The sequence below is a fragment of the Corynebacterium kutscheri genome (assembly GCF_000980835.1).
In the GTDB taxonomy this organism is placed as follows: Bacteria; Actinomycetota; Actinomycetes; order Mycobacteriales; family Mycobacteriaceae; genus Corynebacterium; species Corynebacterium kutscheri.
In genome coordinates this window covers 1,278,233-1,301,478 of the sequence record NZ_CP011312.1, presented here as the reverse complement: position 1 = coordinate 1,301,478, position 23,246 = coordinate 1,278,233, and the positions used below count along the sequence as shown (strand labels likewise).

The window sequence follows — 23,246 nt, the reverse complement described above, 5'->3', positions numbered from 1 at the left end:
ATAAAGAGTTTGTGCGGAAAATCGGTAGTAACTGAATGCTTTTAGTATATGCAGGAAGGGTTTCATTACGAGATGACGACACCACCAAATAATCCTTTTGACGGTTATGGTAATCGGGACGCAGATAAGTATGAGCAAAGTCAGCCTGGATATGGCTATGGCATGGGATATCCCAAAGATTCAAATGATTATGAGCAAGCATCTTATTCAGCAATAGCAGCTACTGATGGCAAGTTAGATATTATGCTGGCCATTAAATATGGTATTCAAGCTACTTTTAAACGACCACTGTTGTGGATCGGTGGTGCGGCGCTATTTATGCTAGTAATTGCTTCCATATCAGCATTTACTGCGCTTATTTCAGATGATTCTTTTGAATCGTCGAATAGTTTTGCAGAGGTTATTTTTAATATAGTACTGACAATTGCCACGTTTTTAATTAATCCATTCCTTTATCGAGCATTTCTTTTGGCAATGGATTTGAAAGAGATTAATTTCACCAGTGTGCGCGAAGGATTTAGCTATAAGTCTTCGTTGCTTATCCAGATCATCTCATCATTGATTACCGGAATCTTATTGTCGCTAGGATTCGTTTTCATACTGATATCCGTAGTCGCAGGTACTGACTATGGGGAACCAAACTGGGCGATGTTTATATTAGGATGCATTGTTCTTCTAGGTATTACAATAATCATTACCCCACTTATTTCTTATTGGCTCTACTACGTTGTTGATGGACAAAGTGGGCTTGTTGATGTGATGAAGCAGGCAGTTGAGGATGGAAAACGTAATTTCTTCCAAATTATTGGGTTCTGCATTCTTTTTAATATTGGTGCTCTACTGTTTATTCTTGTTACTTTGACCTTGGGTACTGTGGTGGCTCTCCCGGTTTATTTACATGCACAAACAAGCGTGTACCGCCAGATTTCTGGACGAGGACACGCTGTAGTAGGTTCTTCGCAATAAGCCAACTGGATCCACTTGTTGTGGATTATAGCTTTTCAATCGCCTCGTGGAATGCTTGCGTTAAGCTGGCAGCCAGGAGGCGATAGTCGTCTGTACGAGAAAAAGAGGTACGGAAAGCTAAACCAATATCGCGTCGTGCATTAACGAAATCGCTGAAATAAGCAGTTTCAACACCTGGGCGCGAACATTCAATATCGACGGCAGATTCGGGCACAAGAGTAGCCCCCATGCCGGCGGAAACCAGCTGCATAATAGTTGTCAATGAAGCTGAACGGGTATGTGAGGTGCTGGTGCTTTCCTCAGGATTAAGATCGATTTGATGACATAAACTTACTATTTGATCATGTAAGCAGTGTCCGTCGTCAAGCAAAAGTAGATCAACATTGCGCAGATTATCAAGCGTGAGATCTTCTTTTCCAGCGAGCTCATGACCTTCTGGGACGACCATGACGAATTTTTCGGTGTACATGGGGATTTCTTGGATACCAGCTTGATTATTAGGGGTGGCTAATATGGCGCAATCAAGCACTCCATCGCGTAGTCCGGTAAGAAGATGTTTGGTTTGGTCTTCGACGATATTAAGTTGTAGTTCAGGGAAATCTTTCTGAGTTATAGCTAGGATTTCCGGCAAAATATAGGGTGCGATTGTAGGAATAATACCCAAGGTAAGTGGACCATGTAGTGTGCCGGCAGCGCCTAGTGCGTGGGCCATAAAAACATCGGCTGCCTCAAGGGTTGCCTTGGCATAGGGTAAAAGGGATTGGCCAGCGGGGGTAATAATGACGCGCCTGGTAGATCGTTCAATGAGCTGTACATCTAAACCAGTTTCCAAAGCAACAAGCGCTTGAGATAGCGAGGGTTGGGAAATATTAAGTTTCGCTGCGGCGGTGCCAAAGTGGCGATTTTCTGCAATCGTAACAAAAGTGCGAAGCTGTGCCAGGGTTGGTCGATACTCTTTATTGTTCATACCTATAACTATATAACTAAATAAAGTAATTTCATATTGACCAATGCTACGCCGCGATGCATAATGATCGAGAGCTTCGTAAAGCGTATATATGAGTCATTATTTATGATCCACGACACGATAGCGATGTGTTGTATTAGTCGATGATTGACATAGCTAGCGGAGTGCATAACTAAAAATACATATTTGATTACGCGTTGTTGTGTAACTGGTGGTTTAACTACTTTCTTAGCTATCGGGGGTAGTGATGAGTGCTGTATGTGCTACCTCGTGTCACCAAAAAGGGGTAGCTGGAAATAATACAGAGTTTTCTCTGCGTTATTTTCGATGTGGCTAGTTATGCAGCCAGCGGGTAGTCAGTGTGACTGATGACATTGATTTTAACTATTTCTATAAGGAGATAGCCATGGCTATTTTGACTGTGGGCGAGAAGTTCCCAGATTTTAACCTCACTGCGCTTAAAGGCGGTGACTTACATGATGTAAATGCAACCCAGCCAGAAGATTATTTTGAAAAGGTTTCTTCGGACTCTTACCCAGGCAAGTGGAAGGTTGTGTTCTTCTACCCAAAGGATTTCACCTTCGTATGCCCAACCGAAATCGCTGCTTTTGGCAAGCTTGATGAGGAATTTCAGGATCGCGATACTCAGATTCTTGGTGGCTCCATTGATAATGAGTTCTCTCACTTTAATTGGCGGGCAACCCACCCAGAGCTCAAGGGCGTTCCATTCCCAATGTTTTCGGATATCAAGCACGAACTTATTCGTGCGCTTGGCGTAGAAAACGAAGAAGGTGTTGCTGATCGGGCAACTTTTATCGTTGATCCAGATAACATTATCCAGTTTGTTTCTGTTACCCCAGATGCTGTCGGCCGTAACGTTGATGAAGTTCTTCGTGTGCTTGATGCATTGCAGTCAGAAGAAGTGTGTGCATGCAACTGGCAAAAGAATGATCCAACCAAGAACATTGATAAGTTTGCAGAACTACAGGAAGGTTTGAAGTAAAAATGAGTTTGGATAACCTAAAGTCTTCGCTTCCTGAGTATGCAAAAGATTTAAAGCTGAATCTTGGCTCGTTAGCTCGTGGCACTGAGCTAAGCGAGCAGCAGTTGTGGGGGACTTTCTTAGCTGCTGCAGCGGCTTCGCGTAATGAGGCAGTATTTTCGGAAATTTCCGAGGAAGCTAGCCAGCACCTTAGCGAAGAAGCAACCAATGCTGCACTAGCAGCAGCATCGATTATGGCAATGAACAATGTGGCTTACCGCGCTCGTAGCTGGCTTGGCGACGATTACGCTCAGGTGAAAATGGGTCTGCGGATGAACGTTATTGCCAACCCTGGTGTGGAAAAGATCGACTTTGAGCTGTGGAGCATCGCAGTATCTGCGATTAATGGTTGTGAGCACTGCACCCTTGCTCATGAGAAAACCGTACGCAATGAAGGTGTAACCAAAGAGCAGGTTTTTGAAGTTATAAAAATTGCTGCAACTATTCAAGGCATTGCCCAGGCCGTAGAGATTGAGGCTGCCCGCTAAAAAGCGAGTTTTTAAGCTATTAACCTATTTTGCCCTAGCACTATTTTTAGTAGGTGCTAGGGCAAAATAGGTTATTGGGCTCGTTGTAATCTGTGGTTAATAGGTGATAGAAAGGCTAGCTAACCGTATCTCACCTGCGGCATCGGTAGCATCGAGATCAACAATTGCGTGGAAGGCAAATGCATTATCGTCTTCTGGGTCTTTAAGTATCTGGCGTACCTTCCAGTGGCGCTTGTCATCTTTGTTGATACTAAAATATTCAGGCCCACGAGCACGAGAACTGGTATCTAGATCGCTGTATTCATCGAAATAAGCGTCGAGAGCAGCCGTGAAGTCTGGTGTTTGATCAAGGTAATTAAACATTGTTTCGAGTGTTTCTTCTTGTTCAAAAGCAAAAAGCTCTACTACCCGGAACATGAGGTTGCGCACCATAACGGTGAGCGCGCGTTGGTTAGCACTCAGTGCATTGGGGTCAGAAACTCCAAAGGCTAGTTCTTGGGCTAGTGTTTCCTCTGAGATTGGGGCATCAGGATCAGATAGTTGTGCCCACTCATCGACAAGTGAGGAATCAACCTGTCGGATAAGCTCGCCAAGCCAAATGATGATGTCCTCAAGCTCGGCAGTGCGATATTCTGGTGGAACAGAATGCTCTAGAGTGCGCCATATATCGGTTAGATAGCGAAGAGCTACGCCTTCACTGCGAGCCACATTATATGTGGCAATAAGATCAGAGAAGGTCATGCCGTGTTCAAGCATATCGCGTACCACTGATTTAGGGCTTAACTCAAAATCACGCGCCCATGGTTGTCCTGTGATATAGGCAGTGTAGGCAGTATCAAGTAATTCTTCTAGTGGCTGTGGCCAGGTAATTTCTTCGATGATATTCATGCGTTCGGTGTAATCTACACCTTCCGCTTTAAGATTAGCTAGTGCTTCATTACGAGCATGACGCTGTTGTGCTAAGAGAATTTGCCGTGGGTCTTCTACAATAGCTTCAAAAACACTGATGATATCCAAGGTATAGGTATCAGAATCAGGATCAAGCAGCTCTAAAGCAGCGAGTGCAAAAGGCGCAAGTGGTTGATTAAGTGCAAAGTCGCGTTGCAGATCAATAGTTAATGCATAACTGCGTCCATAGATATCAGGTTCCTCATAACGTACAACGATGCCAGCTGCTAATAGACTGCGTAAAAATTCAAGGAGGGTAAGAATATCTCGATTCTGTTTTTCCCGACTATCGTGATTTCCCCGGATAAGTTTTTTGAGTTCCTCATAGGTATCACGAGGCCGAGTAATCATATTGATGAGCATTGAGTTGGAAACTCGGAATTGGCTTTTCATCCCCTCGGATTGAGCGTCGATAAGCCGATCGAAAGTTTTTTCTGTCCAAGAAATCTGCCCCTCGCGTGCTGATTTTAACCGCAGTTTTTTTAATTTCTTAGGATCTTGACCAGCACGTTTGCGCAGAGCAGCATTTTCAATTTCATGCTCTGTTGCTTGAATATAGACATGGCCAACGGTATCAAAACCGGCTCGTCCCGCACGTCCAGCAATTTGATGGAATTCACGCGAGTTGAGGATACGTTGTTTATTGCCATCAAATTTAGCTAAGCCCGTAAATAAAACTGTGCGAATAGGAACATTAATTCCTACGCCTAGAGTGTCTGTTCCACAAATAATCTTTAGCAAACCAGTCTGTGAGAGCTTTTCGACGAGTCTACGATATTTTGGCAGCATACCGGCATGATGAATACCGATCCCACGACGTAATAACAATGAAAGAGTGCGCCCAAAAGTAGTGGTAAAACGAAAATCGCCGATTTCTTTTGCAATAGCGCGTTTTTCTTCTTCAGTGATTATCTTATGCAGACTTTTTAGCCCCTGAGCTCGTTCAATTGCTTCACGTTGGGTGAAGTGAACTATATAAATAGGAGCTTTGTTTTCTTCTAGAAGATTTTCAATCGTTTCAGTTACCGGGGTATATACATAATGAAATTCTAATGGGACTGGGCGCAGTGCATGTGCACCAACTAAAGAGGTCGTTCGGCCAGTACGACGGCTTAGATCTTCTTGTAGAAAAGTAGTATCACCTAAAGTGGCACTCATAAGTAGAAATTGTGTTGCCGGTAATTCAAGTAATGGTACCTGCCAGGCCCAGCCGCGTTCCGGATCAGAATAGTAATGGAATTCATCCATCACCACCTGATCAATAGCAGCATCAGCACCATCTCTTAACGCAATATTAGCTACAATTTCTGCTGTCGCACAGATAATAGGGGCATTACCATTAACCGTGGCATCACCGGTCATCATGCCAACGTTTTCTGGTCCAAAAACTGAGCATAAGGCAAAGAATTTCTCGCTGACCAGTGCTTTAATGGGGGCAGTGTAGTAACTGCGTTGCCCTTTGGCTAAGGCAATAAAATGTGCAGCAATAGCCACCATAGATTTACCAGATCCGGTGGGAGTAGCAAGAATAACGTTATCACCAGCAAGGATGCCTAGGCTGGCTTCTTCTTGTGCCGGATATAAGGTAATTTCTTGGCTCTTGATCCAGTCTAAAAAAGAATCGAAAATTGCTTCGTCGATAAAAGACTCGGGGACATCATTAAGATCAGGCAGTAGGTTGCTAAGATTCATCTTTTCTACCTTAGCGTTAAAATAGTGATGCCTCACAGCAATGCGTGAGGCATCAATAATAAACAGTTAAGAAGGTCCGCTTAGTCCTCGCTGGGATCCTCATGGGACGATGAATTACCTTCAATAGATCGGTCATCGAGGGTAGCTAGGAAATTCTCAAATTCTGCGCCGAGTTGTTCTCCACTAGGCATAGAACCTTCACCCGGTAGAACCGCAGTAGGGTTATTTTGACGATAGCGTTCCAACTCTTCGTCGTATTGCGTTTCGAGCATACTTACTACCTGTTCGATCTCCGGTGAACCTTGAATTTGTTCCTCGATTTGTACGGCTATGCGTGCAGCATCCTCTTCCAAGCTATGCAGCGGAATAGTCAAGTGTGCCGCTTTGCTTATCGCCTCTAACAGCCCCAAAGTAGCACTGGGGTAAGGCGAAGCCGATAAATAATGAGGCACATGTGCAGTAAATCCGGCTACCTTTTTCCCGCGTTGATGCAGTAAGCGTTCTAATAATAAAGTTGCTGATCCGGGAACCGTAATTTTTGTGTCTAAACTAAATTGGCTATCGATAAGCTCTGGAGTATTACCATGAGCTGAAATAATAAGTGGCCGAGAATGCGGTACCGCCATCGGTGCAGAATAAAGACAAATTGTTTGATTTACCCCAAACTTATCGACGAGATCAGCAACCGCATGGGTAAAGCTTTCCCAGCGCATATCTGGCTCTGGACCAGATAAGAGTAGGAAAGGGGTACCTTTATTATCCTTCAGAACATTAATGCCAAGGTTGAGATCTTCGACATCAACGACAGTGTTGTAATCGATAGTTACCGCTGGGCGTCGAGAACGATAATCGATGAGTTCATCGGAATTAAAAGATGCTACTGGTAAATGATCTAAGGCAGCTAATAAGTGCTCAGAACTAGCATCAATAGCTTGACCTGCATCAGCGTAGCCTTCTAAAGCGACAATGAGCGTCGGCCCGTCACTATTGGGAGTTTTTACCTCAGGTGCGGGAAATACGAGTTCGTACATGCGGCGATTTTCCTCCTGCATGTTGTCCTCCTTTTTACTGGCTATATATCGCTTTTATTTCTACTGGGAAGAAAAATACAGTAGAAATTTTGTTTAAGAATACCCGTTTTTGTTGTTTTCTTGGTTGAAAAACAGCATTGCTGAGAAACCTACTTTAAGGTATTACATTGTGTAACAGATATGCAGTCTTATTTGTTCCCATATCCTGCGGATAAAAGTACATAAGGTAGGTCTTGGTTTCTCTTTTTTGAGTTGGAATTTCTCAGTCTATTATTGCTTGCAGTGCGACCTATCATTATTGCGAAAAGACTGCATGAAAGTCAATGAGTTATGAAAAATAGATAAAATCTGTGGAAAACCTTTTTCAAAAAGAGAAAGTTTTCCACAGATTTTCTAGAATAAGAAAAAAGTTTCCCGAAAGCTATAAAAACGTGTTCTGCTTATTCTATGAACACATTATTGATTCTAAAACCAGGAGATTTTTTAGCTCAGTTGCCTGGTATTTTAGGTTATTATCCCATCGAGTCACTGGTCCTTGTCGGTTTGGCTAAACCACTGAGCAACTGTAGTGTTATGGGTCCGATTCTAAGAATAGATATAGCCCAATTAGCATACCCGGATATTTTTCGTGACTGTTTAACAGTAGTGGGCAACGACAATTACGTTTACTTTGGCTTTTTTATTAGCGATGATAAAGATGAAATTTTTATCGACCAATACATTCGTTACCTTTTCCAATATGCTAGCGCTGATGCTTTTCCATTAGCTGCTTTATGGTCGGTGGTTGGAATAACAGAAGGTTCTGAATACGAATTGCGTTTTCTTAGTGAAGATGCATTTGGATATTTTGGGCAGTCAACCCCACAAAACCCATGGTATTCCGGATTAGTGGGCAGTATTGCTCATGCACAAAGCACACTCGAACTTACCCAACGCGGTTATAATATTGAACTTTCTGCAGAGCATGTGGCTTGTTTCTTTGCCCCAGATATAGATGATCCTTATAGCGAAAAACTACGAACAATTATTACTGAACAAGCACATCGAGATGCAGAAAATATTCTTTTAAGATCACAAAAATCAGCGTTATCGGATATGAAAAACCTTTATCAAACAATTCAGGACTATCTTTGCACCACCGAGCCTAACCCACCAGGTATGATTCACATTCAGGCATTAGCTACGCTTCTGGCACAAACTCGACTTCGAGACAGTATTATCGATCTTTTATATGCTCACCCACAAACAAGTCGACAATTATTACATGCCACTGCATTAAAAACGCGCAGCATAATTCGTAGCAACGCACTTGCCCTTTATGCGGCGGTGGCAATTAATGAAGGAGTAACCGCACGAGTGCATAAAGCTTTAAAGGCTGCTCATGAGGAGACACCACAGCATGCATTAACTAGGCTTATTGGTCTTGCTTATGCAACAGAAAATGGAAAAGAGATTATTGCTCAGCTTATTGAAGTAAGCCGCAATGAAAGAGAGAATCTTTTATTTGAACTCGATAGTAGATCTACGCATAAAGGCGGAAATCCTGGACATGCTGCATGATAGCTGTTGAATAAACTATGGATCGCCATATGGATGGGCACGTTAATACGAGCAAAAGAAAGCTCCACAGAGCTATTGCCGCTATTGTCAATAGCTAATCTGTGGAGCTTGAAGTATTTGAAGTTAGATGGTCTCGACGCGTACTGCATGTGCAAGGTCATTGTGCAGTTCTACGATTTTGTTATTGTGCTTAATGCGAATGTGATCGCCGAAGTTTTCTATTTCGATTTCGCTGCCAGTACGTACTCCGGCGTTGGTTAGTGCGGAGAAATGCTCAGCATCAACTTGAAGAATTTCATTGACTTGTACCACGCGCACTTTAAGGTTTTGCCCTTGAGGTAGATCAATAGCGCGAGTTCCCACTTCAAGTTTTTCTTGTTTGCTGACACCGAGATCTTTGAGACCTGGAATGGGGTTGCCAAAAGGAGACCGCTCAACGTTATCTAAAACATTGATAAGGCGTCGCTCTACTTCCTCACTCATGACGTGTTCCCAGCGGCATGCCTCATCATGGACTTTGTTCTCGTCTAAACCGATAATATCGGTGAGTAAACGCTCTGCTAAGCGATGTTTACGCATAACGGCGGTAGCTAGTGCACGTCCATCGGGAGTCATCTGAAGACTACGATCGCTTGCTACAACAACAAGGCCATCGCGCTCCATGCGGGCGACTGTCTGACTTACTGTAGGGCCAGACTGGTCAAGACGTTCTGCAATGCGAGCGCGAAGGGGAGTGATACCTTCTTCTTCGAGTTCGTAGATTGTTCGAAGATACATTTCGGTGGTATCGACTAGATCCTTCATGGTTTCGTCTCTTTCACTAAGGCGGCGGTAAACCGCCGGAGTAACGCTAACTAATCTTAGGTTTATTTATACACGTTTATTGAGGTTCATTTAGGGTAAATGGACCTAGGTAATAGATAACACTTCAGAGAATGTCTAAGTGTACGCGTGTAAATTATAGCCTCATTCCATTATTAACGCCATGTAGATAGCGTCTTATTATAGTTCCTGACTATCATTGTACGCGCTATGCAGCAAGTTTGAGGCTATCCTAGGTTTTTAATTCGGTATCTTAATGGATAAAAATAAACCCGATTATGACTAGATAATTTATCTAGCTGGCATAGGCACGAAGCTTTTCTGCTCGAGAACCGTCGCGAAGTTTAGACATAACCTCACGTTCAATTTGACGCACTCGTTCTCTGGACAAACCAAACTGACGACCAATTTGATCCAAAGTGCAGGGAACACCATTATCAAGCCCATAGCGCATTCGAATCACATCTTGTTCACGCTGTTCCAAAGTTGCTAAGACCGTTCGGATATCAGAATGGCGTAAGGAAGCAACCACGGCAGACTCAGCATCGGTGGCCTCTGAATCTTCAATAAAATCACCTAAAGGTGCTTCTTCATCAGCACCTACTGGCATATCTAAACTTACTGGGTCACGTGACTGGCGAAGCAACATTTCAATTTTAGATTCATCAATGCCAGATTCTTCAGCTAATTCTTCATGGGTAGCTTCACGGCCGAGCTGTTGGTACATCTCGCGTTTAATCCGAGAAAGTTTATTAACTTGTTCAACCAAGTGAACTGGAAGTCGGATAGTGCGTGATTGATCCGCCATACCGCGAGTAATAGCTTGACGGATCCACCAGGTAGCATAAGTGGAGAATTTAAAACCTTTAGAATAGTCAAACTTCTCCATTGCCCGGATTAACCCAAGATTTCCCTCTTGAATAAGATCAAGCAACGGCATTCCACGACCGGTATAACGCTTAGCCAACGAGACAACAAGACGTAAATTTGCTTCTAAAAGATGGGAACGCGCTTTGCGTCCTTCTTTAACCAGTACTTTTAAATCACGCTTCATAGCGCGGGTTAAAGGTTTTTCGGAATTTTCTAATAAATATTCGGCATAAAGGCCGACTTCAATAGTTTGGGCTAATTCGACCTCGTCTTCTGCCTCAAGTAGTGAAGTCTTTCCAATTCCGTTGAGGTACACACGGACAAGATCTGCGGAAGGATTGTCGTTAGTATGTCCACGGCGACTTCCGCGGTCTACATCATCTGAAAGAAATTCATTTTGTGCGGGACTTGTCATCAGTGACCTCCTAGAATTAGGGTTTCTGAACTCTTTAACGCTAGAAGTACTAAGAAAGTTCCCGAATTAGAAAACCTGCTGTATAGTAGCCAAATTTAAGACTTAGCCTTATGTTTATGCCGGGATCAATGATCAAGCAAACGACTTAGAGACACTCGACAAGAACTGTAAAAGGACCAGAATTAACGCTTTCGACTTCCATCATTGCACCAAAGCGCCCTTGTTCGACGTGAATACCTAATTCTTGAAGATCAGCAGCAATACGATCAATCATTGGCTTAGCTATCTCACCAGGTGCTGCATCTGACCATGATGGGCGCCTTCCTTTAGCAGTAGCGCCAAGTAAGGTAAATTGACTCACCAAAAGCACAGGTGCGCCAGCATCAAGCACACTACGTTCTCCACAAAGGATGCGCAGTTCAGAAATTTTACGCACCATTTTTTCACATGCAGCTTCGTTATCGGTGCGAGAAATACCGACAAGAGCAAGAATACCGCCGGTATCTGGACAATCAATCGCTCCGACGACCTCACCATTAACACGTACGCTTGCTTTACTGACTCTGGTTAAAACGGCCTTCATTATTATTCCTTTTACACAAGTGCGGCTAGGTTAGAGATTGGTGATTTCGCTTGGCAGAATAAAACCGTGACGAATGAGATCAACGACAGGTACAACCACTGCTTTTTTTAGTGCATCCTCGTTAAGACCTTTACTTAAGGCATATAAATCGGCTACCTCACCCAAACTTAACCCTTGCGGATGCAATCCTTGGATGATTGCCAGCAGATGCGTATCAATATCATGACTAAAGCGTGGTCCATCTGTACGATGCAATCGCAAAGCAGTCGGACTAAAACCCATGGACTCTGCTGTATTCGTTAATTGAACATCTTCTTTTGCCACCCCAGGACGAAGTAAAAATTGAGTGGCCAAGATTTCTTCAGCAGTAATTGTGCGAAGCCAGTGAGTTCGTAAAAAGTATTCTTCGATCTCGTTACCGAGTGGTTCGTCGATAGGCTGAGTAAGTTCTTCAGCAAGAACCTCACTTGGTAGCGACTCATCTATTTTTTGGATAGCAATGTAGCCAAAACCAATATGGGTTACCTCCGCCTGATCGAAATGACGCAACCAATGCTCAGTTTTAAGCTGACCTTCCGCACTACGCGGATCAATAGATTCATCACGAAGCCAAGTCCCTACATAATGCATAGGATCAGCAAGATCTCGCTGTAAAATCCATGCAGCAACACCATGCGACGGTAACCAACTAGCAACACGTTGTTGCCAAGATTCATTATTGCGATGTACCCAGGCGCCCAAAATATGCGCACTACCATCAACGCTGAGATAATCACTGACCTGAGAGACTACTAACTCAGTTGCCCCATCAAGATCTAAACCAGAATCTCGATAAACATGGTTAATTTCTGGTGGACCGACAACAAAAGGTGGATTAGAAATAATCCGTTGGAAGCTACGCCCAGCAACCGGCTCAAACCACGACCCCGCTAATAGCTCAACCTCCATATCCGCCCCGGCGAATGTTGCTTCAGCAAGTTCTAGCGCACGCGGATGAACATCAGTAGCTGTAAAACGTTGGGCACAGTGTGCCTGACCAAGAAGTTGTACCCCAGAACCAGTTCCTAAATCAAGTACGTCATATACCGGAGAACTAGGTGTGGTGTTGATAAGACTTAAACTTGCCGCACCTACTCCCAAAACATGATTCGCCCCGGGAATGTGACCAGCAATCATGGACGCATCCATATCAGAAAATACCCAGCGATTGGTATCAGCAAATACGTGGGGTCGAATATCAATACTGGCATAAAAACCGCTGGTAACTATATCTTCGATAAGGATCTTAGCGGTTGAAAGATCGTCGAAAAGCTCTGTGGATAAAACAGCAGCTAAATCAGGTTGACTAACCGGACGATGTAATAAAAACGCCTGAATTAGTATTGCTATCGGATCATTTTTTCGATGAGCTAGAGCGTGTAGTACTGCCTGTGGCTCCCCACGATAGAGGGCAGCTTGAGCAGCCGAACCAAGTGCAGCGGATACTCCGGCGGGGGTGAAATCTACTGACTTGAAAACTTCGACAAGACGGGGAGCAAGTGGAGTAAGCAAAGAACGCATGAAAAGTAATCTTATGTTGTAGCTTGTGGGGGATCGGTAGGCTGTTCGGCATGTGAACCATCAGTTAGTTGCGGGTGAACAAAAGACTGAAGCTGTTCATAGTGGCGAGCAGCAGCTGGCTTATACATTGCGGGCGTGCGCGAATCGCGAGGAGAACCTGCTCCATTGGCGATCACAACGGCAATCCATGGCAAAGGAACTGAGATCAAAAACAAGATTGTGGAAAGGATGACGTTGTGCCATCCCAAATAGGTCACAGCACTGGCAAGTAAAAAAGGCACACGGGACCCCTGCAACCATTTATAGGCAACCTCGCGACGGTGAATATTATGTTCCGCACTTGGTTTTACGTCTGTGATTAAAGCAACTCGGCGCCAGGGGAGGTGTCGTAACACATGGCGAAGTTTTTTCTTTGTAGAGGAATCATTATCATCATCGCCGTCGATGTGATCAATAATGTGATCATCATTAGCAGCCATGTCCACATGGTAGACCGTTATGTGCTTTAGGAAGAAAAGTGGGGCAATATAGGTGGGGTGACTACACGTACTCAGACTATCGAACGGCCAGACGTTAACGTTGATCCTTCCATCGGCGATGACACTCCGAAGTTCTTCCACTACGTGAAAAAGAACCAAATTGTTGATTCTGCGGTATCCGGCAAGATGGTGGTAGCACTATGCGGTGAAACTTTTCCAGTGACCAAACAAGCGAAACCAGGATCACCGGTTTGTCCAGATTGTGAGCGTATCTATCGAGGTTTACGTAAAAAGTGAGTAGTGATCTTCGTCTTTGGCAGCGTAAGGCGCTAACGAAGTACCTCATGACCAACCCCAAGGATTTCCTAGCGGTGGCAACTCCTGGGGCAGGTAAAACAACGTTCGCTTTACGCGTTGCTACCGAATTAACTACCCGTCGCACAGTTGATCGTGTGATTGTGGTTGTTCCTACCGAACACCTTAAAGTGCAATGGGCCGCTGCAGCCGCGCGAGTGGGAATAAGCCTTGATCCGAATTTTAGAAATTCTGACGCGGTTAATCCCCAATATGATGGTGTTGTAGTGACTTATGCTCAAGTAGCCATGCATCCGTTTAAACATTATGCGGTAGCAACAGCAAAGCGAACTTTGGTGATTTTGGATGAGATTCACCATGGTGGTGATGCTAAAAGCTGGGGTGATGGCATTCGGGAAGCTTATGCTGATGCTGAGCGTAGATTAGCCTTAACTGGTACTCCTTTTCGTTCCGATGATTCACCAATTCCTTTTGTCCGTTATGTTGATGATGGACAAGGACATCAGATTTCGCAGGCTGACCATACATATGGCTATTCTGATGCGCTTGCCGACGCTGTTGTGCGTCCGGTGGTTTTCATGGCATATTCCGGTGAAGCGAGGTGGCGTACCTCCGCTGGGGAAGAATATGCTGCCCGGCTAGGCGAGCCGTTAAATGCTGAGCAAACAGCGCGCGCATGGAAAACTGCACTTGATCCACGTGGCGATTGGATTCCAGCTGTTTTAGGCGCGGCACATAAACGGTTATTGCAATTGCGTAAAGCTATTCCAGATGCTGGTGGCCTAGTTATTGCTACTGATAAAACCACTGCGCGCGCCTATGCAAAAATTCTTGAAACCTTAAGTACAACACCAGTGGCCGTAATTCTTTCCGATGAGGTTGGCGCCTCGGAACGTATTGAAGAATTTTCTGCTAGTGATGATGAATGGATGGTTGCGGTACGCATGGTTTCCGAAGGTGTAGATGTGCCACGCTTAGCAGTGGGGGTTTATGCGACAAGTAGCGCTACTCCGCTATTTTTTGCACAGGCAATTGGGCGTTTTGTGCGTTTGCGTCGTAAAGGAGAAACTGCATCGGTATTTCTACCTTCGGTGCCTGTATTGCTTGATCTTGCTAGCAAGTTGGAGAAATCACGTGACCATGTTTTAGGTAAACCTGATCGATCCAAAGAAGGCTGGGATGACGAACTATTAGCTGAGGCAAATAAGAAGGAAACCGAGAAAGATGAACTGAAATCCTATGAATCCTTAGGTGCTGATGCTGAATTAGATTCATTGATTTACGACGGTTCTACCTATGGCACGTCGACAATGGCTGGTTCTGCAGAAGAAGATGATTATCTAGGTTTGCCAGGGCTACTTGATGCAGATCAAATGCGTTTATTACTGCGTAAACGACAAGCTGAACAATTAGATGCGCGTGAAGCTGAAGCAAAACAATTACGTAAGCAAGAGCAGGAAAAAGCTAAACAGGATCCGCCTAGTAGTGTGCCGGTTGCTAGCCAACAGATTCCACAATTACGTAGAGAACTCAATGCATTAGTAGCGATAACTGCATCACGTACTGGTAGGCCACACGGTGCGATTCATACTGAAGTTCGGCAAAAATGTGGCGGACCTCCGACTGCGATGTGTTCAGCTGAACAATTACAACAGCGTATTGACTATTTACGACGCTGGTAGCTGCTAGGTTATAAAGTCTTTATACGGAACATATAAGCCCCTGCGAAAACCATAGCATTGGATTTTCACAGGGGATCATTGCGCTTAAAACTGAATAATTATGGTTATATTCTTTGCTTATGCAGCAGATATACGGTTATCAGGAGCGTTATCTGGTGAAAATAATGCAGACTATGCTTACCCTTATAAGCATGAAGACTGCTACTATCGAACCTGTTTAATGATGCGGACAATTAAAGCCAAGTGATTTTGGTTACTGTCCAAACAGTGGGCATTTTAGTTTTCTGGGCATAATGAACATGTGTAGAGCAAAGTTTAGCTAAGTGTGAAGGAGTATAAAATGACTTACCCTAACAACAACTCATCTGGTGATTCGCCTTATTCAGATAATAATGAATTCCCTTCTTATAACAGTTATCCCGATCCTGCTTATGGGGCAGCTGGTGGTTATACAAATTATGCGAATGTACCAGAGCGAAAGAACAACATAGCAACATGGGCGCTAGGTGTAAGTATTGCCGCATTGGTACTGACGATTACGGTAATAGGTATCATCGGATCGTGGCTGTTTGCACTGTTAGGTATTGTCCTTGGCATTGTTGCCATCATGAGAGCGCGTTCTATCGCTAAAGATGGTCAGCCTTTGGATAAGCCTCGTATGGGTCTTTCGATAGCTTCGTTAATAATAAGCGTAATCGCGTTAGTACTTACCATTGTGCTTTTCATTGGTGGGGCAGCGGTTCTTTCACAATTCTCTGATTGTTTTGGCCTTCCAGAAGATCAAGTACAACAGTGCATTCAAGATCGAGTCAACCAGATGAACTAGCACAAATTAAAAATGCAGGCACAACGTAAGTTAAGGTGCCTGCATTTTTTGGTATAGCCTTTTGACGAATAAATAAATGCTCGAAGATGAATGAGTTGGTATTCATCTTCGAGCACTTATTTATTTCTAGCTATCTGCTTTAATTTTTGTATCGATTAGTCTAGGTAATCACGAAGCACCTGCGAACGCGATGGATGACGCAGCTTAGACATAGTCTTTGATTCGATCTGCCGGATACGCTCACGGGTTACCCCATAAACCTGACCGATCTCATCGAGTGTGCGTGGCATACCGTCGGTAAGCCCGAAGCGGAGCTTAACCACGCCTGCTTCACGCTCAGAAAGTGTATGTAGCACATCGCGAAGCTGATCTTGGAGTAACGTAAATGATACCGCGTCTACAGCAATAACTGCTTCGGAATCCTCAATGAAATCACCAAGCTGACTATCACCTTCATCGCCGATGGTCTGATCCAAAGAAATAGGTTCACGCGCATATTGCTGAATTTCCAGCACCTTTTCTTCGGTGATGTCCATTTCTTTAGCTAACTCTTGTGGGGTAGGCTCGCGACCTAAATCCTGCAAGAGTTCACGCTGAATACGGCCAAGTTTGTTGATAACTTCAACCATATGTACCGGAATACGGATGGTACGAGCTTGGTCAGCCATTGCGCGGGTAATCGCTTGACGGATCCACCACGTTGCATAAGTAGAGAACTTGTAGCCCTTGGTATAGTCAAACTTTTCGACGGCACGAATAAGACCCAAGTTACCTTCTTGAATGAGGTCCAAAAACGCCATGCCTCGGCCGGTGTAACGTTTAGCCAACGAGACGACCAAACGCAAGTTAGCTTCGAGCAGGTGGTTTTTGGCTTTGCGTCCATCACGAGAAATAGCTCGCAGATCACGCTTTACAGCAGGAGTCAGCTTTGCTTCTCGATCACCGTTATTGTAGGCCTCTTCCATTTGCTCCATGCGATAAGAAGCGTATAGGCCAGCTTCAATGCGCTTGGCTAAAGATACCTCTTGCTCGGCATTAAGCAGTGCGACCTTACCGATTTGCTTGAGATAAGCGCGAACGGAGTCTGCAGAAGCCGTTAGCTCAGCATCTTTGCGTGCTTGGCGCAATGCGGCTGATTCATCTTCATCCCATACTGAAGAACCATCGTCTTCTTCGTCTTCCTCCTCGTCGCCACCGAGGTTGTCGATCTCATTGACAGAAACGTCATTGTCATCATCAAGATCGTCACTATCAGTATCGTCCTCATCGTCGAGGTCGGTATCAAGATCGTCCTCGTCTAGTGCAGAAGTGAGATCATCAAAGTCATCTGTGCCATCGAAATCAACAAAATCATCAGTGACATTTTGATCGTCATCGAGGACATCGGTGACTTCTAGCACGTTATTTTCTACAGCTGATTCTGTTTCTACTGCTTTAACTGTGCGGGTTGTTTTTTTTGCAGTCTTTTTCGCTGTTTTCTTGGCTGCTGTTTTCTTTGTTGTCTTCTTGGCCGTCGTCTTTTTGGCGGTCTTTTTTGTTGTTTTCTTTTCTGTAGTAGCAGAAGAATCCGTATCAACAGATGAAGACGTAGCAGTAGAAGGAGTCGTGACTACACTATCGCTGGTGCTCAGTGCAGTGCGCGGCGAAGCTTTACGAGCTGTCTTTTTCGCAGTTTTTTTTGCGGTCTTCTTTACGGCTTTTTTAATGGAGCCAACGCCGGCTGGGGTTTCGCCAGTGCGTGCAGAAGCTAAGGATTCTGAAGTCTCAGTGGCTGCCACGTACGCCCTTTCCTCTGGGTGAATTAGTTCTTCAAATAGATGCACAGTGGGCATACCTACACCAAACATCTTTAAGAGCTAAAAAAGTTCTCCGAATCTTTGTTTACCCAGTAATGGATCAACAACGTGTAAAAACCACGTTAGATAAGGAGCTCAAACATACGGGTAAATACCATTATGAAAGGTATCTTTATTTCACCAGCGGATAAGAAAACGCAAGCTTAAAGATATGATAATTGACCGTATGTCAAAGAAGTTTGAAATTATATGCTTGTCAATGTGTATCAGACAAAGTGCCATTATAAAACAAAAAATGCAAAAAGGTGGTTCCGGAACCATTTTCTAGTTTTTACGGTGTTTATAAGCACAATAAAACCAGGCACACCTGAAGCTGATGAACAGCATAAAATTTAAGGGCGCCTGGTCGACTAGACATATAAGATATGTCCTAATTTAGGGATGTAGTTGATCTCGTACCGCAAGTGCCGCGCCGACAATTCCAGCACGATTACGCAAGCTAGCTGGAACAATCGGGGTATTAATATCTAACATTGGACCCCACTTATCGAATTTGCGAGAAATTCCACCGCCAATAATAAAAATAGTGGGATTAAATAAAGCTTCATAGACTTTTAATACTTTGGTCAGACGTTTTGTCCATTGCTTATAGCTGAGTTCTTCACGATCTTTGACCGCAGAAGAAGCGCGATGTTCAGCTTCTTTACCATCAACTTCTAGATGGCCTAGTTCAGTGTTGGGAAAAAGTGCACCATCGATAAGTACCGCAGAGCCAATTCCGGTCCCTAAAGTTAAGAGAATAACCGCGCCGTGGCGAGCATGCTCATCACCAAAATTAACTTCGGCAAGACCTGCTGCATCAGCATCGTTGAGGACAGAAATTTCCCGTTCACCTAAGTGCCGAGCAAATAATTCGGTGGTATCGGTGTTTACCCAAGACGGATCAATATTAGCGGCACTGCGCGCAACACCATTTTTGATCACACTGGGCAAAGTAATACCTACCGGACCATCCCATTGAGCTTGTCGGATAATTTCGGCGATGGTTTCTGCTACTGCATCGGGAGTTGCTGGTTGTGGAGTAAGGATCTTAATCCGTTCACCGATGAATTCACCTGTGGCTAGATCCACCCGGGCTCCTTTGATTCCAGAGCCACCAACATCAATACCAAAACCTACATTTTCCATAGCCTCAGATTCTAGCGAAACTGCTCCTTAACTATGAGGCAGTATTGGCTATGATTTTTGTGATTTACAGCAGAGGTAATTCTGTGAACGCTGGCAGATTTTCTATTTTTCAGGATAATTGTGCCTATGGTTTCCGGTTATGTTTTCCCCAGTTTTGTTGATCTTAATAATGATGATTTGCTGCCTTCTTTGGCTAGCACTGCTGTTGAATGTGCACTTCAGGCAGCGGTAGCTATTAAAGAAAAGCGTGCGGAGCTAGGGGATCCAGGCCAATATGCACGAACGAAATCCTCTGCGGTGGATCCAGTTACTATCGTTGATACGATGGCGGAAGAAATGATTGTGGATTATTTAGAGCACAATCGTCCGGGGGATGGAATTATCGGCGAAGAAGGAAGCTCAACTGTTTCCATTAGTGGAGTTACTTGGGTGATTGATCCCATAGATGGAACTGTGAATTTTATCTATGGAATTCCACACTACGCGGTGAGTATCGCAGCAGTAATCGACGGAGAAGTTATAGTTGGCTGTGTTGTTAATGTGGCTACCGGAATATGTTATCTCGCCGCGCGAGGACAAGGAGCTTTTGCTTGTAGTAGTGATAAGCCACGTCCGTTAACAGCTTCAAAAAGTACTCAGTTAAGTCAGGCTTTAATTGGGACGGGTTTTTCTTATTCGGAGGTACGTCGTAAAGATCAGGCCGAAGTTCTTGTTGAATTTTTGCCTAGGGTACGCGATATTCGTCGTTTTGGTAGCGCAGCTTTAGATTTTTGTGCCCTCGCGGAAGGACATCTTGATGCTTATTATGAACATGGTTTACAACCGTGGGATTTCGCGGCTGGATCATTGATCGCCGCCGAAGCAGGGGTAGTGGTTTCTACCCCTAGTATTTCCGCTCCGGGTGCAGAAGGACATATTTCTACGGGAGCTGCTCCAGGAATTAGCGCTGAGTTTTCCCAGCTTATATCAGGTATTCCAGCTCGGCTTGACCGTTAAGCCCTTTTAGGAATAGTGTTTCCTTCGGCGCATAGGAACGGGGGTAATCTCGTGACAAGATGACAATGATTAATTCTTCCTTTACCATGCGCCCAGAGCGATATGTGATCGTTGGTGTTTCTTGGCTTTACTTGGCATGGTCATCACCTGCGGTCTAAAAGCGATAATTATTGATAAATACTGCATGTATTGCAAAGGAAACTAGCCATGGCCACTGATTATGACGCACCACGTCGTCGTGAAGAAGATGAACTCGAAACTGATTCTCTTGAAGGGCTCAAAGCAGCAGAAGCTCATTCTGGAAATATTGATGCTGATGAAGAAGAAATGGTGGAGGCCTATGATTTGCCATCCCTAGATCTCAGCGGTGAAGAGCTTAATGTCACCGTTGTTCCGCGTCGCGAAGATGAATTCACCTGCTCAAGCTGCTATTTGGTGCAAAGCAATAAGCGTATTGACCATGTTGAAGACGATGGTTCGATTATTTGCAAAGATTGCGCATAACTTCTCATCCATAACTGTCTCACCCTTTATGGCGTTTGAAAGTAAGCATTTAAGGTAAGTGGCCGCTTATTTTATGCTCTAACGAGAATAACTAACAGAGAACCCCTGGTTAGATAAGCCATATGGCTTAACTTGCCAGGGATTTGCTAATGATAAAAGATTCTGAAAACTAGTTGGTTAATGTTTTTATTGCTGTTTCATATTGATTAGGAAGAAACGCTTTGAGTAAAGCCTCTGGATTTTTAGTTCCTACCAGCCAATAAGGCGTGGGGTCTTCTGGATCGTCAAGAACCAACATGACCATTTCTGGTACCCACGAATGCGAGATAAGAAAAGCCGCTGGATCAAGTTGACGGCCCATAGCGTTACGCTTTGCAGTTGCTGGAACGGCTAAACTACGTGCGACTACCGTATGCGGAAGATTTGCCGTATTCGAGACTAACCAACGAGTGCCATCGGGATCTTCTTCAACTTTCAGTATTGTTTTTGACATATTAAGTAACACCCATACCGCTACGATGCTTAAGACAATGGCGGGAATATACAACCACGCCATTGTGCGGTTGAGCGCAAATTGTGCGCTTAAAAGGGCAACAAGAAGCGCTGCGGCAATCCACCAATACCAAGGAACCCATTGGCGTTCAGAGTATAAGACCTTAACCTGGCCAGAGGCCTGCGGATGCGTGGAGTCATTGTCTGTTGATGAGGTCACGCTCACCAAGTCTACTTCACCGGCGAAAAGAAGCGAGCTGTAGAAGTTATTTCTTAAGATGTTTTAAGACCTTGACGTTGGTTTGGGTAGATCAAATAGAACAAGGAAAATATTTGTGACCATATCAATTATGGTTAAGGTGATAAAGCAACGATAGGCTAGAGCGATGAGCAAATTCTTCCAAGTTGATTATGATGTAACCACTATTTCACTGAAACGGCTAGATAAAGAGCTTCCTTTGCCTCAGCGCGCGCATCGTGGTGATGCCGGTGTTGATTTATATAGCACACAAGATGTAGTTATTAAGCCTGGTCAACGATTACTCGTTGGAACTGGAATTGCGCTTGCTTTGCCAATTGGCACTGTTGGTTTGGTACACCCACGATCAGGACGTGCATTTAAAGAAGGTCTGAGCATTGTTAATACTCCAGGGACAATTGATGCTGATTATCGAGGAGAAATTAAAGTCTGTTTAATTAACCTTGATCGAGATCAAGACATTCATATTCAGCGAGGCGAGCGGATTGCACAATTAGTTATTCAACGTGTGGAGCTGCCAGAAATTATTGAGGTGGATGATTTAGACGAGACAGTACGAGGGGCACAAGGATATGGCTCAACAGGATTGAATTAGCTACCAGGTATCGTCGTAAAGCAGGAAAATAGTTAACTAGCACGGACTTCAAGGAAAAAACTATGGCAAAGTGGCCGTTTGGACGCAATAAAAAAGAAACACCAGTTGAATCAACCGAATCTGTATCGGATGCAGTAGATACGCAAGATACGCAGCAGGTAGAAGAATCCGATACCGCTGTCGTGCATGATGCTACAGAGCATGGTCCTTTCGATGGTGATTCTGTTGATATAACCACCTTTGATTTTTCTGATTTCTCGCTCGGCGTATTAAACCTGGGTAGTTTACAGATACCACTTCCAAAAAACAGTGAAGTACAGGTAGAGATGGGAGCGCAGGGGCCAAAGATGTTGCATATTCTTACGCCTTTTGGCCGGATAACACCGGTTGCTTTTGCAGCACCTCAATCAGCTGGTCAATGGCGTGAGGCTACCAAAGAAATTGCCGAGAGCATGCGTAACGACGGATTAACTGTGCATATTGACTCTGGCCCGTGGGGACGAGAAGTTATCGGTTCGACTGACGACGGGGGTGGGATTGTGCGCATCATTGGTGTGGATGGGCCACGGTGGATGCTGAGAATGACTGTTGCTGCACCGATTGCTACCGCCGAGCAAATGGCGCAGATTGCTCGTGAAGTTATTGCGCGTACCTTCGTCTACCGCGGTAATGAACCAATTCTAGCTGGTAGCCCACTACCAGTTACCTTGCCTGGTCCACTAGCTGAACAAGTGCGTATAGAAGCAGAAAAACGCGCTCAAGCGGAACAAAATAACCAGTAGACCACCGCACTATCTGGTGGTGTGGGTGATAAAAGAGTAATCAAAGCTATCGCGAAACGTTCAGCGATAACGATATAGAAATGGAAAAACTACCTCGTGACAGATCTAATTGTTGGCGCTGAACTTATTGCTGAGATCACTCGTATTGCGCATGGTGGGGAAGGCATTGCGGTAATTAATGGTTGCGTAGTTTTCATTCATGGTGGGCTTCCAGGGGATAAAGCTCAGGTGCGCATCGTGGAAAAGCAAAAGAAATTTGCCCGTGCAGATTTAATTAAGGTAGTAGAACCAAGCGATATACGAGTAGAATCTTGATGTCAGGCGGCTGCACAAGGTGGCGGTTGTTGTGGATTTGCTACGGTTGATCCTAGCCAGGAGCTATCACTTA

23 protein-coding genes are annotated in these 23,246 nt (G+C 44.4%); 12 read left to right on the top strand and 11 right to left on the bottom strand.

Annotated features, from left to right (window positions below):
- Positions 1-72: 72 nt before the first annotated feature.
- Positions 73-966 carry a hypothetical protein gene (locus tag UL82_RS05970; protein WP_046439650.1) on the top strand — a complete coding sequence of 298 codons (894 nt, stop codon included), beginning with the start codon at positions 73-75 and terminating at the stop codon, positions 964-966.
- A gap of 25 nt (positions 967-991) precedes the next feature.
- Here UL82_RS05970 and UL82_RS05965 read toward each other — a convergent pair whose 3' ends face one another.
- Positions 992-1,933 (bottom strand): hydrogen peroxide-inducible genes activator, encoded by a 942-nt coding sequence (locus UL82_RS05965; protein ID WP_046439648.1) that lies wholly within the window; start codon positions 1,931-1,933, stop codon positions 992-994.
- Positions 1,934-2,339: 406 nt separating this feature from the next.
- Between UL82_RS05965 and UL82_RS05960 the strand changes: the two genes are divergently transcribed.
- Positions 2,340-2,936, top strand: a complete 597-nt coding sequence (locus tag UL82_RS05960; RefSeq protein WP_046439647.1) for a peroxiredoxin — start codon at positions 2,340-2,342, stop codon at positions 2,934-2,936.
- A 2-nt stretch (positions 2,937-2,938) separates the two neighbouring features.
- Complete coding sequence (locus UL82_RS05955) at positions 2,939-3,463, top strand: carboxymuconolactone decarboxylase family protein (protein ID WP_046439645.1); 525 nt, start codon at positions 2,939-2,941, stop codon at positions 3,461-3,463.
- A gap of 96 nt (positions 3,464-3,559) precedes the next feature.
- Here UL82_RS05955 and UL82_RS05950 read toward each other — a convergent pair whose 3' ends face one another.
- Both UL82_RS05950 and UL82_RS05945 read right to left on the bottom strand, forming a co-directional pair.
- Complete coding sequence (locus UL82_RS05950; protein ID WP_046439643.1) at positions 3,560-6,103, bottom strand: DEAD/DEAH box helicase; 2,544 nt, start codon at positions 6,101-6,103, stop codon at positions 3,560-3,562.
- 80 nt (positions 6,104-6,183) lie between these two features.
- Positions 6,184-7,155, bottom strand: coding sequence for a PAC2 family protein (locus tag UL82_RS05945; protein WP_046439642.1), 972 nt, complete (start codon positions 7,153-7,155; stop codon positions 6,184-6,186).
- A gap of 426 nt (positions 7,156-7,581) precedes the next feature.
- Between UL82_RS05945 and UL82_RS05940 the strand changes: the two genes are divergently transcribed.
- The gene (locus UL82_RS05940; protein WP_046439640.1) at positions 7,582-8,694 is read left to right on the top strand and encodes a DUF4192 domain-containing protein; all 1,113 of its coding nucleotides are present in this window, start codon (positions 7,582-7,584) and stop codon (positions 8,692-8,694) included.
- 123 nt (positions 8,695-8,817) lie between these two features.
- On the opposite strand, the gene UL82_RS05935 is transcribed toward UL82_RS05940, so the two are convergent.
- The 5 genes from UL82_RS05935 to UL82_RS05915 all read right to left on the bottom strand — a co-directional run bounded on the left by UL82_RS05935 (position 8,818) and on the right by UL82_RS05915 (position 13,423).
- Positions 8,818-9,498, bottom strand: a complete 681-nt coding sequence (locus tag UL82_RS05935; RefSeq protein WP_046439638.1) for a metal-dependent transcriptional regulator — start codon at positions 9,496-9,498, stop codon at positions 8,818-8,820.
- Positions 9,499-9,811: 313 nt separating this feature from the next.
- Positions 9,812-10,801, bottom strand: coding sequence for a sigma-70 family RNA polymerase sigma factor (locus tag UL82_RS05930; protein WP_046439636.1), 990 nt, complete (start codon positions 10,799-10,801; stop codon positions 9,812-9,814).
- A 145-nt stretch (positions 10,802-10,946) separates the two neighbouring features.
- A complete protein-coding gene (gene dtd / locus UL82_RS05925; protein WP_046439634.1) occupies positions 10,947-11,384 on the bottom strand; it encodes a D-aminoacyl-tRNA deacylase in 438 nt (145 codons plus the stop codon).
- Between the two features lie 30 nt (positions 11,385-11,414).
- Positions 11,415-12,944 (bottom strand): DUF7782 domain-containing protein, encoded by a 1,530-nt coding sequence (locus UL82_RS05920; RefSeq protein ID WP_046439632.1) that lies wholly within the window; start codon positions 12,942-12,944, stop codon positions 11,415-11,417.
- 11 nt (positions 12,945-12,955) lie between these two features.
- Complete coding sequence (locus UL82_RS05915) at positions 12,956-13,423, bottom strand: DUF3099 domain-containing protein (protein ID WP_046439630.1); 468 nt, start codon at positions 13,421-13,423, stop codon at positions 12,956-12,958.
- 57 nt (positions 13,424-13,480) lie between these two features.
- Here UL82_RS05915 and UL82_RS05910 point away from each other — a divergent pair, with 57 nt between their 5' ends.
- The 3 genes from UL82_RS05910 (at position 13,481) to UL82_RS05900 (ending at position 16,246) form a co-directional block, all read left to right on the top strand.
- A complete protein-coding gene (locus tag UL82_RS05910; RefSeq protein WP_046439628.1) occupies positions 13,481-13,720 on the top strand; it encodes a DUF3039 domain-containing protein in 240 nt (79 codons plus the stop codon).
- Positions 13,717-15,420, top strand: a complete 1,704-nt coding sequence (locus UL82_RS05905) for a DEAD/DEAH box helicase (RefSeq protein ID WP_046439626.1) — start codon at positions 13,717-13,719, stop codon at positions 15,418-15,420. Before UL82_RS05910 ends, UL82_RS05905 begins: the two co-directional genes overlap by 4 nt.
- A 340-nt stretch (positions 15,421-15,760) precedes the next feature.
- The gene (locus tag UL82_RS05900) at positions 15,761-16,246 is read left to right on the top strand and encodes a DUF4190 domain-containing protein (protein ID WP_046439624.1); all 486 of its coding nucleotides are present in this window, start codon (positions 15,761-15,763) and stop codon (positions 16,244-16,246) included.
- 155 nt (positions 16,247-16,401) lie between these two features.
- Here UL82_RS05900 and UL82_RS05895 read toward each other — a convergent pair whose 3' ends face one another.
- Complete coding sequence (locus UL82_RS05895) at positions 16,402-18,024, bottom strand: RNA polymerase sigma factor (RefSeq protein WP_046441285.1); 1,623 nt, start codon at positions 18,022-18,024, stop codon at positions 16,402-16,404.
- A 453-nt stretch (positions 18,025-18,477) separates the two neighbouring features.
- Positions 18,478-19,230, bottom strand: a complete 753-nt coding sequence (gene ppgK / locus UL82_RS05890) for a polyphosphate--glucose phosphotransferase (RefSeq protein WP_046439622.1) — start codon at positions 19,228-19,230, stop codon at positions 18,478-18,480.
- Positions 19,231-19,356: 126 nt separating this feature from the next.
- On the opposite strand from ppgK, the gene UL82_RS05885 reads away from it, so the two are divergent.
- On the top strand, positions 19,357-20,226 hold the full coding sequence (locus UL82_RS05885; protein ID WP_083966431.1) for an inositol monophosphatase family protein: 870 nt from the start codon (positions 19,357-19,359) through the stop codon (positions 20,224-20,226).
- Positions 20,227-20,433: 207 nt separating this feature from the next.
- Positions 20,434-20,730, top strand: coding sequence for a DUF4193 domain-containing protein (locus tag UL82_RS05880; protein ID WP_046439621.1), 297 nt, complete (start codon positions 20,434-20,436; stop codon positions 20,728-20,730).
- A 169-nt stretch (positions 20,731-20,899) separates the two neighbouring features.
- Here UL82_RS05880 and UL82_RS05875 read toward each other — a convergent pair whose 3' ends face one another.
- Positions 20,900-21,442, bottom strand: a complete 543-nt coding sequence (locus UL82_RS05875; protein WP_046439619.1) for a DUF3093 domain-containing protein — start codon at positions 21,440-21,442, stop codon at positions 20,900-20,902.
- 166 nt (positions 21,443-21,608) lie between these two features.
- Here UL82_RS05875 and dut point away from each other — a divergent pair, with 166 nt between their 5' ends.
- From dut to UL82_RS11410, 3 genes are all read left to right on the top strand, one after another.
- Complete coding sequence (gene dut / locus UL82_RS05870; RefSeq protein ID WP_046439617.1) at positions 21,609-22,076, top strand: dUTP diphosphatase; 468 nt, start codon at positions 21,609-21,611, stop codon at positions 22,074-22,076.
- 62 nt (positions 22,077-22,138) lie between these two features.
- Positions 22,139-22,858 carry a DUF3710 domain-containing protein gene (locus UL82_RS05865; protein ID WP_046439616.1) on the top strand — a complete coding sequence of 240 codons (720 nt, stop codon included), beginning with the start codon at positions 22,139-22,141 and terminating at the stop codon, positions 22,856-22,858.
- A 96-nt stretch (positions 22,859-22,954) separates the two neighbouring features.
- On the top strand, positions 22,955-23,173 hold the full coding sequence (locus tag UL82_RS11410) for a TRAM domain-containing protein (RefSeq protein WP_232009532.1): 219 nt from the start codon (positions 22,955-22,957) through the stop codon (positions 23,171-23,173).
- Positions 23,174-23,246: the final 73 nt, after the last annotated feature.